The following is a 17041-nucleotide window of genomic DNA, read 5'->3' on the forward strand; positions in this document are numbered from 1 at the left end:
GGCATTGGATGCCGAAAAGCTTTACAGGAATCTAATTGACAGCTCTCCCGCGTAATGGCACCACCTGCTACTCACTTTGTCATTAATTCGCTGATGCGCCTCTCAGTTGTCGCGGCCGCGGCAGTGGCCTCGCGCCGCCTCGCTGCTTCGCGCTTGGGCGGCTGGCCCCGCGCTTGGTGGGTAGGAGTTTGCTGCCTGCTGCTGGCCATGCCCAGCCGCGCCAGCGACGGCAAAACGGACAGCCTTCTGCAAGTGCTCGACCAAACCCTAGCCCGGCAAGCCACTTACGACCAGCAACGACTCGACCGGTTGGCCGTGCTGAAATCGGAGTTGCGTGCCCGGCAGGGCGACGACGCCGCGCGGTTTGAACTGGCGTTATTTATCTGCGACGAATACCAAGAATTCAAGTACGACTCGGCCTTTGCCTACAGCCTCATGCTGGGCCAGCTGGCCCGGCGGCTGCGCAGCCCAGAAAAGCTGCAGGTGGCCCGCACCAAACTCGCGCACACCCTGCGCTCGGCCGGCTTGTTTAAGGATGCGTTCGATACGCTAAAAGTCATCAACGTGCGGCGGCTGGAGCCGCGCTACCACGCGGAGTTTTACGAAGTCTATAGCATCGTGTGCATCGAGCTGGCCGAGTACGACCAGGACGCTTACTTCAAACCGCTTTACAAAGCCCAGGCGTACGCCTATGCCGATTCGGTTTCCCGGAACGAGCCGCCGGGCTCGTATGTGCACCTCAAGCAGCTCATCTTCCAGGCCCGGCAGCTTAACGACCTGCGCGCCGGGGCCGCTGCCTACGCCGGCCTGCTGCGCCTGCCCCTGACGCCGCACCAAGTAGCGGTCAACGCCAGCTCGTTGGCCATCATCTACCAGCAGGCCGGCTACCCCGAAAAGGCCATGGAGTTGATGACGCTGGCAGCCATCAACGACATCAAATCGGCCACCAAAGAAGGCATTGCCCTTTTCAACGTCTCGGCCTATTGCTACCAGCACGACGACTTGGCCCGGGCGTACCGCTACATCAACGCGGCCAAGGAAACGGCTGTTTTCTTCCGCGCCCGGCAACGTTTGCTGGAGATGTCGCCCATTGCCGCGCTCATCGATGGCCAAAAAATAACCTCCGTGGAACGCCAGCGCCAGCAGGCCCGCACCTACGCGTGGGCCATTGGCGGCCTAGCCGCGCTGGTGCTGGGCTTGGCCGTTGTTATCTACTTGCAATTGCGGCGGTTGCGAAGCGCCGGTCAGTTGCTGGCCGCCACCAACCAGCGCCTGCACGGCAACAACGAGGCGTTACAAAACCTCAACACTACGCAGCAGCAACTGAACGACCAGTTACGAGAACTCAACCACAACCTGAACGAGGCCAACCACATCAAAGAGGAGTACATCGGCTACTATTTCAGCAATGCCTCGCGCTACGTAAACCAGCTGGAAGCCCTGCAGGGCAAGCTCAGCACACTATTGAAAACCAAGCAAGTAGCCACAGCGCAACGGGTGGTGGAAGACATTGACATTAAGGCCGAGCGTCTCGATTTATTCAAGCGGTTTGACACGGGCTTTATCCGGTTGTTTCCATCCTTCGTGGCGGATTTTAACGCCCTATTCCCAGAGTCCGACCGGGTGGTGCTTGCCGACGACCAACTGCTGACCACCGAACTGCGCATTTTCGCCCTCATCCGCCTGGGCATCAACGACAGCGAGCAGATTAGCCGCATCTTGGGCTATTCCATCCATACGGTATACGCCTACAAAACGAAGGTGAAAAACCGCTCCTTTGTACCCAACGACGTATTTGAGGCCAAGGTGCTGGCCATCTAAGGGCGTGGAGCACGTCTGATGCAGCTCCTTTCTACCAAGGGCTTGCCCTGTATCATATATATCAGCTCTCCTGGCACCTGAGGCGTTACTTCGGGGTAGGGACAGAGACGGCAAGAGCGGCATCATGGCAGTTGCAGGAAATGGGTCAGATAGGGGGCAGTGCGGCTTTTGGCTGCCTGCGCCACCTCGGCTGGTGGGCCGGCCGCTACCACGCGGCCGCCTTCCTCGCCCGCACCGGGGCCGATGTCGATGACCCAGTCAGCGCCGGCCACCACGCGCATGTCGTGCTCGACGACGATGACCGTGTTGCCGGCTTCGACCAAACCGTCGAGTTGCACCAGCAGCTTTTCCACATCCGAGGGGTGGAGGCCGGTGGTGGGCTCGTCGAGAATGTAGAGCGTGTTGCCGCGGCCGATGCGCTGCAGCTCGGTGGCGAGCTTGATGCGCTGGGCCTCGCCGCCGCTCAGCTCCGTAGCGGGCTGGCCGAGGCGCAGGTAGCCCAGGCCCACTTCGCGCAGCACGGTGAGGGCGCGGTGCACGGGCGGCTCTTCGACGAAAAATGCCCAGGCGTCGTCCACGGTCAGGCCCAGCACGTCGGCAATGTTCTTGTTGCGGTACTGGATTTCCAGGGTTTTGGCGTTATAGCGGGCGCCGTGGCACACGGGGCAGGGCGCGTACACGCTGGGCAGAAACAGCAGCTCCACCATCACGAAGCCCTCACCCGAACAATTTTCACAGCGGCCCTTGGCCACGTTGAAGGAGAAACGGCCGGCGTCGTAGCGGCGCTTTTTGGCATCGGGAGTAGCCGCGAATAGCTTGCGCACGTGGTCGAATAAGCCGGTGTAGGTGGCCATGTTGGAGCGCGGCGTGCGCCCGATGGGCTTCTGGTCGACACGTACCAGCCGCTTGATGCCTTCCAGGCCGCCCGTGATTTGCCCGCCAAGGGTGACGGGGGCGGGCTGGTCCAGGGCGTCGGCGTCCTCCTCTTCAAACGAAACATCTTGGCCCAGGTGTTCGGCTACTAATTCCACCAATACCTGGCTCACCAAGCTGGATTTGCCCGAGCCCGACACGCCGGTGACGGCGGTGAACACGCCCAGCGGAAAGGCGGCATCGAGCTGGTCCAGGTTGTTGCGCGTGACGCCGGCCAGCCGCAGCCAGCCCATGGGCTGGCGCGGCGCGCGGCGGGCCAGCAACGGTTCGGAATCGGCGAAAAGGTGGCGGCGCGTCTGCGATTCCATTACCAGTCTCAAGCCTTCGGGTGGGCCGCTGTAGAGGATGTGGCCGCCTTTTTCGCCGGCAGCGGGCCCCACGTCCACCAACCAATCGGCCTTGCGAATCACGTCTAAGTCGTGCTCCACCACAAACAGCGAATTGCCGGCATCCTTCAAGCCCGCCAGCGCGGCCAACAAAGCTTCGGTATCGGCCGGGTGCAGGCCAGCGGAAGGCTCATCAAGCACATAGACCACGCCGAATAAGTTGGAGTACAGCTGCGTAGCTAAGCGCAGGCGCTGCAATTCGCCGGGCGAAAGCGTGGGCGTGGCGCGCTCCAGGGAAAGGTAGCCCAGGCCCAAATCCAGCAGCACGGCCAAGCGGGCGGCCAGGTCTTCGGCTATGCGCCGGGCCACGATGGCCTGTTCCGGGTGTTCGGTATCGTGCGCCTGTTTGCGGGCCGTGCCGTTGGCAAAAGGCGCCAGCAACCCCGCCAAGCGCTTGAGGGGCAGGCGCGACATTTCAGCAATGTCAATGCCGGCGAACGTTACCGACAGCGACTCCGGCCGCAGGCGCTTGCCCTGGCAGGTGGGGCAGTCGCTGCTGAGCATGTACTGCGCCACCCGCTTCTTCATCAGGGGGCTGTGGGTAGTGGCGAAGGTGTGCAGCACGTGCCGTTTCACGCCGGTGAAGGTGCCCATGTAGTTCGGGGGCTCGCGGCGTTTGAGGGCGCGCTGGGTCTCGGCGGGGGAGTAGCCGGGGTACACCGGCACCACGGGCTGCTCGTCGGTGAAGAGTATCCAGTCCCGGTCTTTTTGGGGCAACTCCTGCCAGGGCGTGTCCACGTCGTAGCCCATGGTCACAAGGATGTCGCGCTGGTTTTGGCCGCCCCAGGCCTGCGGCCAGGCCGCAATAGCCCGCTCCCGAATGGTGAGCGTGGGGTCGGGCACCATGCTTTGCTCCGTCACTTCGTACACGCGGCCCAGGCCGTGGCAGGTGGGGCAAGCGCCCTCGGGCGTGTTCGGCGAGAAGGCTTCGGCGTAGATAATGCCCTGGCCGGCAGGGTAGTCACCGGCCCGTGAGTACAGCATCCGCAGCAGGTTGGAGAGCGTCGTCACCGAACCTACCGACGAGCGGGTGCTGGGGGCGCCGCGCTGCTGCTGCAAGGCCACCGCCGGTGGCAGCCCGTCGATGGCCGTGACTTCGGGTACGGCCATCTGGTGAAACAGCCGGCGGGCGTAGGGCGACACCGACTCCAGGTAGCGGCGCTGGGCCTCGGCGTAGAGCGTGCCGAACGCCAAGCTGGACTTGCCCGAGCCCGACACGCCGGTGAATACCACCAGCGCATCGCGCGGAATGTCAACGTCGACGTTTTTGAGGTTGTGCTCGCGGGCGCCGCGTACCCGCACGAAGCCGGTAAAGTCTGCCGTAGAAGGCGTGGAAGGAAGTTTGGCCATGATGGAAAGGCAGGAGAACAGGGAGAATTCAGCGCCGTGGCGCAGCCCCAGTGCTCCTATCAGACGAGGCGCGCTTCCCGTTAGTTACCGATGCCTTCTACATCCACCTTTCGCAGGCTCGCCGAATTGATGCAATAGCGCAGTCCGCCGGGCGCGGGGCCGTCCGGAAACACGTGGCCAAGGTGGCCGCCGCACACGTTGCACCGCGCCTCAACACGCTGCATGTTAAAGCTTTCATCGAAGACGTAGCGGATGGCGTTGCGGGCGCGCGGCTGCCGGAAGCTGGGCCAGCCCGATATGGCGTGGTATTTTTCCTGCGCCGCAAAAAGCACGCTGTCGCAGCCCGCGCAGGCGTATTCACCGGGTTCGTAGACGCGGCAATAGGCGTTGCGGTAGGGCGGCTCGGTGGCCTGCTGGCGCAGCACGCGGTACCGCTCGGGCGGTAGCAAGCGGGCCCATTCGGCGTCGGTATGTTTCACGCGCCGGGCGGGCTCGGGGTTGCCGTATTTGGCGAAGATGAGAATGTCCTTCCAGCGGAGCATGAGGAACTAGGGGACAGCTAGCGCTTAGCCGGAAATTGCCAGCAGCGCCACTACCGCCTCCGGGTCTTTCACTTCGATGATAAGCTGGTGGTATTCCTCGTTGCGCAGCGCAATCACAACAGTGTTTGCGGGGTTGGATACGTCGAGAAACGAAGGCTTTTGGCTGCCTTGATTATCCAAATAAAACGTGCCGGCCGTGATGACGCCCGGCACGTGGGTGCCTCCAGCCCGCAGGCCCTCGATGTGCTGCGCTGCTTCCGGGTCGGGACGAACCCCGGTAACGTGGGCCCGCGGAATGGTGAGCTGGTTTTTGAGGGCAAACACCTTGTGCGCACCTTGGATAGTGAACACAACATTATCGTGATGGACGGCGACGTCAACCATAAAAGAGGAAGGGTTTTACTGTAGAAATGGCGTCGGTTGCGCTGCCGCAGTGGTTGCCCGCTCGGCAGGCCGGGAGGCTGGTTGCCAGCGCATGAGCACCACGTACACCACGCCCGACACAAGGAAGCCCACAAACCAGGCGTAGTTGTACACGGCCACCAGCCCCGGCCACACCGCGCCTTTATCGAGCGCGCCAATGGCGGTGAGGAAGCCCGGCACGTTGGGCAAAATGCCCACCACCAGCGCCACAATGGCTGCCACGTTGAAACCGTGGCGGTAGGCATAGCGGCCGTGGTACTGGTAGAGGTCAGGCACGTCGAGCTGCTGCTTGCGGATGAGGTAGTAATCGGCAATCATGATGCCGCCAATGGGCCCGAGCAACCCCGAATACCCAACCAGCCAGGTAAAAATGTAGCCCGAGGGGTCGGCAATGAGCTTCCAGGGGAAGATGAGCACGCCGAGCACGCCGGTGATGTAGCCGCCCATTTTGAAGCTGATGCGGGTGGGCGAGAAGTTGGCGAAGTCGTTGGCCGGGCTCACGATATTGGCCGCAATGTTGGTGGCCAGCGTGGACAAGGCCACGGCCAGCATGGCCCCGCTCACCAGCAGCTTGCTTTCAAACTTGGCCGCCAGCACCACCGGGTCCCAAATGGTTTTGCCATAAATGACGAACGTGGCTGAGGTCACGACCACGCCCACAAACGAGAACAAGGTCATGGATGTGGGCAGGCCCAGCGCCTGGCCCATCTGCTGGGCGCGCTGGCTGGTGGCGTAGCGCGTAAAGTCCGGAATATTGAGCGAAAGTGTGGCCCAAAACCCCACCATGCCCGTGAGCGAAGGAAAGAAAAACGCCCAAAACGCCGCGCTCGACGTGAATTTGCTGGGCTGTGCCAAAATCGGCCCTAGCCCGTTGCCGGCCGAAATGGCCCACCACAGCAGCGCCACTGCCGCCACCGGCAGGAAAAACGCCTTGAACATCAGCAGCTTCCGAATGCTTTCCACGCCGAGGTACACCACGTACATATTCAGCAGCCAAAACAGCAGGAATACCAGCGCCGGGCCGGTTTCCAGGGCCCAGCTGGCCGGGAAAATGGGCGGCAGCGTGGCCAAACCCGGCACCCACAGCACCGCCATTTGGTAGAGGGCATAGCCGCCAATCCAGGTCTGAATGCCGAACCAGCCGCAGGCAATAATGGCCCGGAGCAGCGCCGGCACGTTGGCCCCGCGCACGCCAAAGCTGGCCCGCGCAAACACCGGGAACGGGATGCCGTATTGCGCGCCGGCCCGGCCATTCAGCAGCATGGGCACCAGCACAATGCTATTGCCCAGGAAAATGGTGAGCAGGGCCTGCCACCAGTTCATGCCGCCCTCGATGAGCGAGCTGGCCAGCATGTAGGTGGGAATGCACAGGCTCATGCTAATCCAGAGGGCGGCGTAGTTGCCGGTGCCCCAGGTGCGCTCGGCCGGCAGGGTGGGGGCGAGGTCCGGGCTGGTGAGGCCGGGCGCGTAGGGCGTTTCGGATGAGGGATTCATGGCATTTCCAATGTAAAAGGCTGGGAACTAATGTAGCAATGTAGCGCGGACTCTGCGAGTCCGCGCGTGGGCGAACGACTCCTGTAATGCGCGGACTCGCAGAGCCCCTCCGGGTACGGCCACGCTACAGCCCTGAGGAAACCTCCACCAGCAAATACCCGCGCGCCAACTCACCAAATGCCGCCACTTGCTGCGCCTGCCACTTTTCATCAAAACCCAGCTCCTGGGCCAGCAGCGCAGCCACGGTGGGCGCCACGCGCACAGCCGCTGCCGCATCCAGAAACAGCAGGCGCACGCGCCGCGCCAGCACGTCTTCCACGGTACGGGCCATTTCGTGGCGGGCCGCCCACACCACCTCGGCTTGCAGAAATTCCAGCTTCGCATCAAGCTTCGCGCCCAAAGAAGGTTCTGCTGCAAGTAGCTGCCGCAGCCCGGCGGCATCGCTGCCGTAAGACGCGAAATGTTCTTTTAAACCAGCGTTGTTAGCCGCGCCGTGAATGGCTAGCTGCGCGGTGCGGCTGGGAGCGGGCGGCAACTGCCGCAGGGAAATTGCCTTATCGACGGCATCCTGGCCCATGCGGCGGTACGTCGTCCACTTTCCGCCCGTGATGGTGACGAGTCCGCTGGCCGAGGACAGGATTTTGTGGCTGCGCGAAATCTCCTTGGTTTTGGTGCTGCCGTTGTTCGCGGCGGCTAACGGGCGCAGGCCCACAAAAATGCTTTGCACGTCGGCGCGGGTGGGCGGTGTGGTGAGGTACTGGGCGGCGGTGCGCAGCAGAAAGTCGATTTCGGCTTCCTGCGCCCGGGGCTCGAGGCTGGCGGTAGGTACGGGCGTGTCGGTGGTGCCCAGCACTACGCGGCCCAGCCACGGCACCGCAAACAGGACGCGGCCGTCTTCAGTACTGGGAATCATGAGGGCGGCGTCGCCGGGCAGGAAGGACCGGTCCAACACCAAATGGACGCCCTGGCTGGGCTGCACCAAGGGCCGCACGCCTGGCTCGTCGAACTGCCGCACTTCGTCCACAAAAATGCCGGTGGCATTCACCACGCTTTTAGCGCGTAGCTCATAAGCCAGACCGGTTTCGAGGTCGGTGGCGCGCACGCCGTGCAGACGGCCGCGGGCATCTTTCAGCAGCCCCTGCACGGCGCAATAGTTGAGGGCCGTACCACCGTGGTCGATGCAGGTTTGGGCCAGGTTCACGGCCAGGCGGGCATCGTCGAACTGCCCGTCCTGGTAGCGCACGCCGCCGCGCAAGCCGCTGGGGCGCAGGCCCGGGAGCTGTTGCAGGGTCTCTGCTTTGCTTAGGTGCACCGAGGGGCCAAGGCTCAGACGCCCGGCCAGCAGGTCATACAATTTCAGGCCGATGGTGTAGAAGGCGCCGCCCCACCAGTTGTAGTTCGGGATAATGAAAGACTGGTTGTGACACAGGTGCGGGGCGTTTTTCAGCAACAGTCCCCGCTCATGTAGCGCCTCGCGCACCAGCCCGATGTCGCCCTGGGCCAGGTAGCGCACGCCGCCGTGCACCAACTTGGTGCTGCGGCTGCTGGTGCCTTTGGCAAAATCCGCCTGTTCCAGCAGCAGCGTTTTGTAGCCGCGGCTGATGCCATCCAGCGCCACGCCCAGCCCCGTGGCCCCACCGCCGATGACGAGGAGGTCCCACACCTGCACAGCAGTGAGTTGCTGCACCAGGGTTTCGCGGCGGTAGGGGTTGGGGAGCATGGTGGGGAAGTAGCGCGGACTTTTAGTCCGCGTGTATAGTTACGATGAAGCATGCAACTCGCGGACTAAAAGTCCGCGCTACTTTCCGTCGGACTCCCCTCTTTTTTGGAGGGGGGCGGGGCCGTGCCCGGCAGGGGTGAGGTCCATCCTTACCGCAGCAGCCCGCCCACCTGCTCCACCAGCAACGGCACGCTCAGCCCGCCCATTACCACCACCACCACCCAGCCGGCGGCCAGCATCCACCGGGGGTGCCGGTAGCCGCGCATGATGCGACTATTGGTGGCGGCCACCAGTACAATGGCCAGGGCAATGGGCAGTATCAGGCCGTTGATGAAACCGGCGAAAACCAGTAGCTGCGTGGGCTTGCCCACCAGCACAAAAATGGCCGTGGACAGCACAATGAACACCGAAATACACCCCCGCTCATAGCGCGCAAACACGGGGTGAAACGTCTTGAAAAACGACACCGACGTGTAGGCCGCGCCCACCACCGAGGAGATGGCCGCGCTCCATAAAATCACGCCGAAAATGCGGAAACCCACCTCGCCCGCGGCCGACCGAAACACGCTGGCGGCGGGGTTGTCTTTGTCGAGCACCGCCCCGTGGCTAAGCACACCCACAATGGCCAGGAACAGCACAAACCGCATGATGGTGGAAATAACAATGCCGCTGATGGCACTGCGCGTCACCACCGATTGGCTTCCTGGCCCCGTAATGCCCGCGTCGAGCAGGCGGTGCGCGCCCGAAAACGTGATGTAGCCGCCCACCGTACCGCCCACAATCGTGACGATGGACGCCGCGCTAATCTGCACCGGGAGCAGCGTGTGGTGCAGCGCCTGCAACACGGGAGGGTGCGCACTAAAGGCAATGCCCAGCGTGAGTAAAATTTTGACCGTGCCCAGAATTTTGGTGAAGCCGTCAAGCATGTTCCCGATTTCGCGCACCCAAAACAGCACCAGCGCCACTCCGCAACTCACCAGCGCGCCCTGCTCGAACGACATGCCCGTGAGCACGTTCAGCCCCAGCCCGCAGCCCGCAATGTTGCCGATGTTGAAGGCAAAGCCGCCCAAAATCACCATCGCCGCCAGGAAGTAGCCCAGCCCGGGTAGCAGCTGGTTGGCCAGGTCTTGGGCGCGCAACTCGCTTACCGTCAAGATACGCCAGGTATTGAGCTGGGCGCCCACGTCCAGCACCACCGATAGCAGAATCACAAACCCGAAACTGGTGAGCAGTTGCTGGGTAAATACCGTGGTCTGGGTGAGAAACCCCGGCCCGATGGACGAGTTGGCCATCAGGAAAGCCGCCCCCAGGCTGGCCCCGCCGAACAAACGAAACTTATTCGGCTTCACGAGGCGGTGGGTTTTAGGCCGGCTTGCAGCGTCACGCCAGCTCCGCGCAACGCGGCGTTCAGGCGTTGGGCAAATTCCAGGGCGTGGGCGCCGTCGCCGTGGAGGCACACGGTATCGGCCCGAATGGCTACATCGTGGCCTTGCTGAGTGCGCACCTGGCCCGCTTGCACCATGCGCAGCACCTGGGCAATGGCCACGTCGGCGTCGGTAATCAGGGCATCGGGCTGGCGCCGGGGGGTGAGGGTGCCATCGGCCTGGTAGGTGCGGTCAGCGAAAACTTCGTGGGCGGTGCGAAGGCCCAGTTTCTCGCCGGCCTTGGTTAGCTCCGAGCCGGCCAGGCCGTAGAGCGTGAGCTCGGGCTGCACCTTGTACACGGCTTCGGCAATGGCCTCCGCCAAAGCAGCGTTGGTGGCGGCCATATTGTAGAGCGCGCCGTGGGGTTTGAGGTGGTGCAGTTGCCCGCCCTCAGCCTTTGCCACGGCCGCGATGGCGCCCAGCTGGTAGACCGTCATGTCAAAAGCTTCTTCGGCCGAGATTGCCATGTCGCGCCGCCCAAACCCCACCAAATCCGGCAGGCCGGGATGCGCACCGATGGCCACGCCGTGGCGTAGGGCTGCGCGCACGGTTTGCTTCATCACCGCAGGGTCGCCGGCATGGAAGCCGCAGGCTATGTTGGCTGAGGTTACGAAAGGCAAAATGGCCGCGTCATTGCCCAAGCTCCACGCGCCGAAGCTTTCGCCCATGTCGCAGTTTAAATCAACGGTAAGGGTTGGAATCATAGTTGTTTTATAGAGTCAAAAAAGCCCGTCATGCAGAGCGCAGCGAAGCATCTCGCGTGTGGTAGTAAGCCAATCGTTAGGGTTAGTGGTGGCACGCGAGATGCTTCGCTGCGCTCTGCATGACCGTTGGAATTGGGTTATAACATCTTAAATTCAATGGCGCGCTTTAGGGCCCGCAACCGCCGTTCCTGCGCAAGGTACAGCGCCTGTGCTTCGGCCAAAGAAACCTCTTTAAACTGGATGCTTTGCCCCGGCCGCAGCTGGGCCAGGGTCGAAAAATCGACAGTAATAACCTGAGCCAGCCGCGGATAGCCGCCCGTGGTTTGGTGGTCGGCCATGAGAGCTATGGGCTGGCCGCTGGCCGGCACTTGCACCGTGCCAAACGTGACGGCCGTGGACAGCATTTCCGCCGTGGTCTGGCGTATCAAATCCGGCCCTTGCAGCCGGTAGCCCATGCGGTCGGCTTCGGTGGTGACAGAGAACGGCTGCTGCCAGAAATCAAGCTGACTTTGGGTTGAAAACTGCCCATACTCCGGCCCCCGAATGGCGCGAATGACGGGGCTCGCCGGAGGGCTGGGGCGAAGCGCGGGCTCCGGCATCCAGCGGGCCGATTGCCAAGCAGTTCCGGATTCATTGGAGGCCAGCAACTGCATCAACTTCCGGCCAAGGGCAGTAGGGGCGGCGCCGGGAATCAGGTCCCTGGCTTGCAGGGCCCGGCCGTGCAGGCCCCCAAAACCGGCGCGCAGATACGTGGCCTGGCTGCCCAGCACCGGCGCCAGCGCAAAGCCACCCGCCACCGCCAGATATGCCCGGCTTCCGGCCACCGGCGCGCCAAAAGCCAGCTCTGTGCCCGCACTTACCCAAACCGGCCGATGCAGGCCCACCGGCTGGCCATTGAGGGTGGGCGAAAGATTGGCGCCGGTGAGGGCAATCAGGTGGTCGGTTTCGAAGCGGACGCCGGGGCCCATGAGGCTGATTTCCAGGCCGGCCGCGTGTTCCTCATTGCCCACCAGCAGGTTGGCCACGCGCAGGGCGGTGGCGTCCATGGCGCCGCTCACCAGGATGCCGTCTTTCTGGTAGCCGTGCCGGCCGAGGTCTTGCACGGTAGTGAGCAGGCCGGGCCGCCGAATGCTAAGGCTCATGCTGCTGGAGGCGGTGAAATTCGGTTTCCTCAATGGGCACAAAGCGCAGGTGCTGGCCGGCCTGGAGCAGACTGGGCTGCGCCCATTCGGGGTCGAACAGGCGGATTGGCGTACGGCCGATGAGCTGCCAGCCACCCGGCGTGGGCAGGGAATAAATGCCGGTTTGGGGGCCGGCAATGCCTACCGCACCGGCCGGCACCAGCGGGCGCGGCTGGGCTTTGCGCGGGGTGCTCAGCCGCTCATCCATTCCGCCCAAATAGGGGAATCCCGGCGCAAAGCCAATCATGTGAACGAGGTATTCGGGAGCGGAATGCCGGGCAATTACCTCGGCCGGCGAGAGGCCGGTGTGCGCGGCCACCAACGCCAAATCGAGACCGAAAACCCCGCCGTAGCAGACCGGGATTTCGACCGCCGGGTATGTCGCTGCTTGTGCCGTGGCTGCCGCCTTGGGGAGCATCTGCCGTAAGATTTCCTCCACTTTTTCATACGGCTGGTAGCGGCCGTCTTCGCTCAGCAGCCACGGGTCGTAGTACACGGTGAGGGTGGTGAAGGCGGGTACGTACTCGCGCAGGCCGGTGAACGGGTGCTGCGCCAGATACGCGCTGAATGCCTGGATGGCGCGGTGCGTGGCCGGGCTGATGGCGTCGCCGAATTCGAGCACAATGGCAGCGTCGCCCAGTGGAAACAGCCGGACCACCGGCGCGGGCGGCAGTTTAGGGGCGGTGCTCACGTGCTGGCGGTTACTTTTGACGTTTTCTCCACGAACCCTTCGTTGATGAATTTTCGCTTCCGTAAATATGGCAGGGCTGGCGGGTTTCTGCTGGTGCTGCTGGCCACGGCCTGTCAGCGCCAGTCCCTGGCTACGGCCAACTTATTACCGGCTGCCGGACCCGCGGCGAGCATTGCCGAGGCCACGTTGCCATCCGTCACCACCGGAGTTTCCGAGGCGTTAGCCATTGCGCGCAAAGAGAACATCAGCCGCGTGGCGTACGACCTCCAGTTGACCATTCCGGCCCAGAAAACCGAGCCGATTCTTGCCGTCGAATCGGTGTCATTCACCCTGCGCGACAACCAGCAGCCGGTGCAGTTCGATTTCAAAGCACCCACGGCGAATTTACAGCGCGTGGTAGTGAACGGCCAGCCGGTACCCATCGACTACCGCAACGAGCACCTCGTGCTACCCGCCGCTGCCTTGAAGCGGGGTCGAAACGTGACCGAAATCCGCCTCGTGGCCGGCGAACAGTCGCTGAACCGCAACGCCGATTACCTCTACACGCTGCTGGTACCCGACCGCGCCCGCACCGTTTTCCCGGTCTTCGACCAACCCAATCTGAAGGCTACGTTTAAGCTGGCCCTTACTGTACCGCGGCTGTGGCAGGCTGTGGCCAATGCCCCGCTGGTTGACTCGACTGAGTCCACTCTCGATGGCAGAGTGCCAGGGTTTAAAACCTATCAGTTTGCTACTTCCGACAGCATCAGCACCTACTTGTTCTCCTTCGCGGCGGGCAGATTTTCGCGCCTAAACCGCACGCTGAACGGCCGCTCCATGACCCTGCTGCACCGCGAAACCGACCCGGCCAAGTTGCGCCTTAGCCTTGACTCCATTTTCCAGCTGCATGCCGATGCGCTGCAGTTTATGCAGCAGTACACCGGCCTGCCTTATCCGTTTCAGAAGTTTGATTTCGTCTCGATTCCGGACTTTCAATACGGCGGTATGGAACACGTGGGAGCCATTGATTACAAGGCGTCGACGCTGTTTCTGGACGAGGGCGCCACGCAGGACCAACTGCTGGCCCGCTCCAATTTGGTGGCCCACGAAACGGCCCACATGTGGTTCGGCGATTTGGTGACCATGCAGTGGTTCAATGATGTGTGGATGAAGGAGGTATTTGCCAATTTCATGGCCGATAAGGTCACGCAAGTGGCCGTGAAAAATTCGAACTACGACCTCAAGTTCGTCATCGACCACTACCCCGCCGCCTACGGCATCGACCGCACAGCCGGGGCCAATCCCATTCGGCAGCCGCTGGCCAACTTGCAGGACGCGGGCTCGCTCTACGGCAACATCATCTACCACAAAGCGCCCATCATGATGCGGCAGCTGGAGCGGCTGATGGGCCCCGAAGCTTTCCAGCAAGGCCTGCGGGAATACCTGCGGAAGTACGCTGGTGGCAACGCCACCTGGCCCGACCTCATTGCCCTGCTGGACGCCCGCACGCCCGCCGACCTGCAGGCCTGGAACCAAGTGTGGGTGAACCAGCCCGGCCGCCCCGTTTTCGCCCACACCCTGAAAACCATCGGCGGCAAAATCACCGAACTCACCCTCACGCAACGGGCCGAAGATGGCTCCGAACGCCTCTGGCCGCAGCTCTTCGAAATCCTGCTGGTGTACCCCGGTGGCCGCACCAAAGAACTGACCGTAAACATGACCGACCGCGCCGTGGCCTTGACGCAGGCGGTTGGGGAGCCGGTGCCCAGCTTCATTCTCTTCAACTCCACCGGCCTCGGCTACGGTGTGTTTCCGGTGGCCTCGCAGCTCACCGCGCAAGTGGCCCGCTTGAAAAACCCAGTGGCCCGTGCCGCTGCCTACGTAAACTTGTATGAGAACATGCTCAACGGGCAGGTCATCAAGCCCCTTGAGTTGCTCACGGTGTATCGGCAGGCTTTCACCCGCGAGCCTGAGGAGTTGAACCTGAAGCTGCTCACGGGCCAGGCCAGCGACATATTCTGGCACTTCCTCAGCCCGGCGCAGCGGCTGACCGTGGGGCCGGGGTTGGAGCAGGACCTATGGGCGGCCTTGCAGCAAAACCCCGCGGGCAATTCCAAAAAGCTGCTTTTCAAAACCTACCAATCCATCGCCCTTTCCCGGCCCGCGCAGGCCCGCCTCTACCAAATTTGGCAAACGGAAAAAGCGCCCAACGGCGTGAAGCTGACCGAGGACGACTACACCGCCTTGGCCCTGGCGCTGGCAGTGCGTGACTACCCGGCCGGGCCGGGCGCAGCGCCAGAATCCATTCTGGTCCAGCAGCTCGCCCGCGTCAAAAACGTGGACCGCCGCCGCCGGCTAGAATTTCTGATGCCTGCCCTTGCGCCCGACGTGGCCACCCGCGACGCTTTTTTTGCCTCGCTGAAGGACGAGAAGAACCGCGAAAAGGAAGCCTGGGTCTCGGCTGCGCTGGGCTACTTGCACCACCCGTTGCGGCAATCTGCCTCGGAAAAATACCTGCCCACGAGCTTGGAGCTGTTGGAAGAAATCCAGCTGACGGGTGATATTTTCTTCCCGTATTCCTGGCTGCAGGCTACGCTGGGAGGGTACCAGTCGCCAGCGGCGGCCAGCACCGTCCGAACCTTCCTGCAGGCCCACCCAGACTACAATCCCAAGCTGCGCGCCAAGCTCCTGCAAGCCGCCGACGACCTGTTTCGGGCCGAGAAACTGGCGCAATAAGCTGCCGGACTGCATGGTGAAAAAATGCGGCGCCTCCGCAACGACGTTGTCTAAGTGCCGCCCAAAAAAAGGTGCTTCGGGAACAGGTACGAATACCTGTCCCCGAAGCACCTTTCAAGTTAAATGCGACCTGAATTATTGGGCCTGTGACACGGCGCGGAAGGCGTTGAGGCGACCTTGGCCGTAGTAGGCGTCGCGGCCGGGCTGGCCGAGGTCATCGGCCGAGGCCCGCAGGGCGGCTTCCACACGCACGGGGTCCATGCTGCCCCCGTTGCGGCCGATGATGAGTGCCGCAATGCCGGTGGCGTGCGGCGCGGCCATGCTCGTGCCGGCCATCCAGGTGTAGCTACCGCGGGTTATGCCGTTCACGACCGATACCCGGCCGGTGCTGATGACCATGTCGAGGGCCCAGGCGTACTGCGTGACGCCGCGGAAGTTCACGATGGCAGAGCCGGGCAGGGCAAAGTCTCCGCCGGGAGCAGCAAAGTCAATGGCCGACGTGCCGTAGTTCGAATAAGAAGCAAACCGGTCCAGGTTAGCTTTCAATGGGTCGAGAGCCCAGCCCATGGGGCCAGTGGAGGAAATCGAAATCACGCCCGTCGCATCGGCTGGAATGTGCACCGTGGACTTGTCCTGGTTGCCGTTGTTGGCGTCGTTGCCCGCCGAGGCAATGATGGTAACGCCATTTTTGGTGGCGTAGCTCGTGACTTTGTTGATGGCCACCAGCAGCTCCTGAATGGCTTTGGTATCGTTCACCACTTTGCCGTTCTCGTCCAGGTACTGGTCGTGGCGCGGAATGGCAGCACCCAGGCTTAAGTTGATGACATCGGCCCGCTCCTGCACGGCGTAAAGAATGCCCTGAAGCATCCACGAAAACGAGCCGGAGCCGGCATCGGCCAGTACTTTCACCAGCAGAAGCTTGGCTTTAGGGGCCACGCCAATCACGCCGATGGAATTGTCGGCCGCCGCGATGGTGCCGGCCGTGTGCGTGCCGTGACTGGATTTGTTGGCCGCGCCCATGAACTGCGCCGGCTCGGTGGGAACAAAGGATTTGGAACCCTGAATGTTGGCTACCAGGTCGGGGTGCGTCAGCTCAAAGCCACCGTCGAGGTCGGCCACTAGCACGTTCTCGCCCAAGGCGCCGGCGTTCCAGGCAGCCGGGGCCTGGATGGCCGTGGCGCCCCATTGCAGCGGCAGGTAGGGGTTGCTGTCGCCGGTGCTGGCCGGGTTCACGTTGAGAGCTTCGGCCTCCACGGCGCGCGCTTCGGGGTTGAAGCCTTGGTAGGTGAAATCACGCACAACGGAGCGAACCCCGGTGATTTTGGCCGCTTTGGCCGCGAATTCCGGGTCGTCGGAGGTGGCCAGGGCTAGGCCAACTTCCTGCAACACGCTCGTGACTTTGCCGTTGGCGGCGGTGGTTAGGCCCTCAATGCCGGCCGGCAGTTCGTCGCCCGCCGCGATGATGATGTAGTGCTTGGAACGAAGGGTAAAACCCGGGGTGCCGGCCGCAATTGCCTGCGACGAAACGGCGGTGATAGAAGGGTCGGTTGGGGTCGGGTTTTCTTTGCTGCACCCAAAGGTGAAGAGCAGACCCAGGCCGAGAACAGGAAGTAGGTGATGCGTGAGTTTGTGGTTGTACATAGAAATGGGAAAAGTG

General features: G+C 62.8%; 12 protein-coding genes. 2 read left to right on the forward strand and 10 right to left on the reverse strand.

Going from position 1 to position 17041, the window contains the following annotated elements:
• Window positions 1-93 precede the first annotated feature (93 nt).
• Window positions 94-1821 carry a DUF6377 domain-containing protein gene (locus tag I2I05_RS02375; RefSeq protein ID WP_196280591.1) on the forward strand — a complete coding sequence of 576 codons (1728 nt, stop codon included), beginning with the start codon at window positions 94-96 and terminating at the stop codon, window positions 1819-1821.
• 122 nt (window positions 1822-1943) lie between these two features.
• On the opposite strand, the gene uvrA is transcribed toward I2I05_RS02375, so the two are convergent.
• The 9 genes from uvrA to pxpB form a co-directional block, all read right to left on the reverse strand.
• Complete coding sequence (uvrA, locus tag I2I05_RS02380) at window positions 1944-4490, reverse strand: excinuclease ABC subunit UvrA (protein ID WP_196280592.1); 2547 nt, start codon at window positions 4488-4490, stop codon at window positions 1944-1946.
• A gap of 80 nt (window positions 4491-4570) precedes the next feature.
• Window positions 4571-5032, reverse strand: a complete 462-nt coding sequence (gene msrB, locus I2I05_RS02385) for a peptide-methionine (R)-S-oxide reductase MsrB (protein WP_196280593.1) — start codon at window positions 5030-5032, stop codon at window positions 4571-4573.
• Between the two features lie 24 nt (window positions 5033-5056).
• Entirely contained in the window at window positions 5057-5416 is a 360-nt protein-coding gene (locus I2I05_RS02390) for a hypothetical protein (protein WP_196280594.1), read from the reverse strand.
• A gap of 15 nt (window positions 5417-5431) precedes the next feature.
• Entirely contained in the window at window positions 5432-6949 is a 1518-nt protein-coding gene (locus I2I05_RS02395) for an NCS1 family nucleobase:cation symporter-1 (protein WP_196280595.1), read from the reverse strand.
• 124 nt (window positions 6950-7073) lie between these two features.
• A complete protein-coding gene (locus I2I05_RS02400; protein WP_196280596.1) occupies window positions 7074-8669 on the reverse strand; it encodes a glycerol-3-phosphate dehydrogenase/oxidase in 1596 nt (531 codons plus the stop codon).
• A 149-nt stretch (window positions 8670-8818) separates the two neighbouring features.
• Entirely contained in the window at window positions 8819-10018 is a 1200-nt protein-coding gene (locus tag I2I05_RS02405) for an NRAMP family divalent metal transporter (protein ID WP_317192303.1), read from the reverse strand.
• Window positions 10015-10797, reverse strand: coding sequence for a LamB/YcsF family protein (locus I2I05_RS02410; RefSeq protein WP_196280597.1), 783 nt, complete (start codon window positions 10795-10797; stop codon window positions 10015-10017). The genes I2I05_RS02405 and I2I05_RS02410 overlap by 4 nt, the downstream gene beginning before the upstream one ends.
• A 137-nt stretch (window positions 10798-10934) precedes the next feature.
• Window positions 10935-11939, reverse strand: coding sequence for a 5-oxoprolinase subunit C family protein (locus I2I05_RS02415; protein ID WP_196280598.1), 1005 nt, complete (start codon window positions 11937-11939; stop codon window positions 10935-10937).
• On the reverse strand, window positions 11929-12669 hold the full coding sequence (gene pxpB, locus I2I05_RS02420) for a 5-oxoprolinase subunit PxpB (RefSeq protein ID WP_317192304.1): 741 nt from the start codon (window positions 12667-12669) through the stop codon (window positions 11929-11931). Before pxpB ends, I2I05_RS02415 begins: the two co-directional genes overlap by 11 nt.
• Window positions 12670-12714: 45 nt before the next feature.
• On the opposite strand from pxpB, the gene I2I05_RS02425 reads away from it, so the two are divergent.
• On the forward strand, window positions 12715-15384 hold the full coding sequence (locus I2I05_RS02425) for a M1 family aminopeptidase (RefSeq protein WP_196280599.1): 2670 nt from the start codon (window positions 12715-12717) through the stop codon (window positions 15382-15384).
• 135 nt (window positions 15385-15519) lie between these two features.
• Here I2I05_RS02425 and I2I05_RS02430 read toward each other — a convergent pair whose 3' ends face one another.
• On the reverse strand, window positions 15520-17025 hold the full coding sequence (locus I2I05_RS02430) for a S8 family peptidase (protein WP_196280600.1): 1506 nt from the start codon (window positions 17023-17025) through the stop codon (window positions 15520-15522).
• Window positions 17026-17041: the final 16 nt, after the last annotated feature.

This window comes from Hymenobacter jeongseonensis (assembly GCF_015694725.1).
GTDB lineage: Bacteria > Bacteroidota > Bacteroidia > Cytophagales > Hymenobacteraceae > Hymenobacter > Hymenobacter jeongseonensis.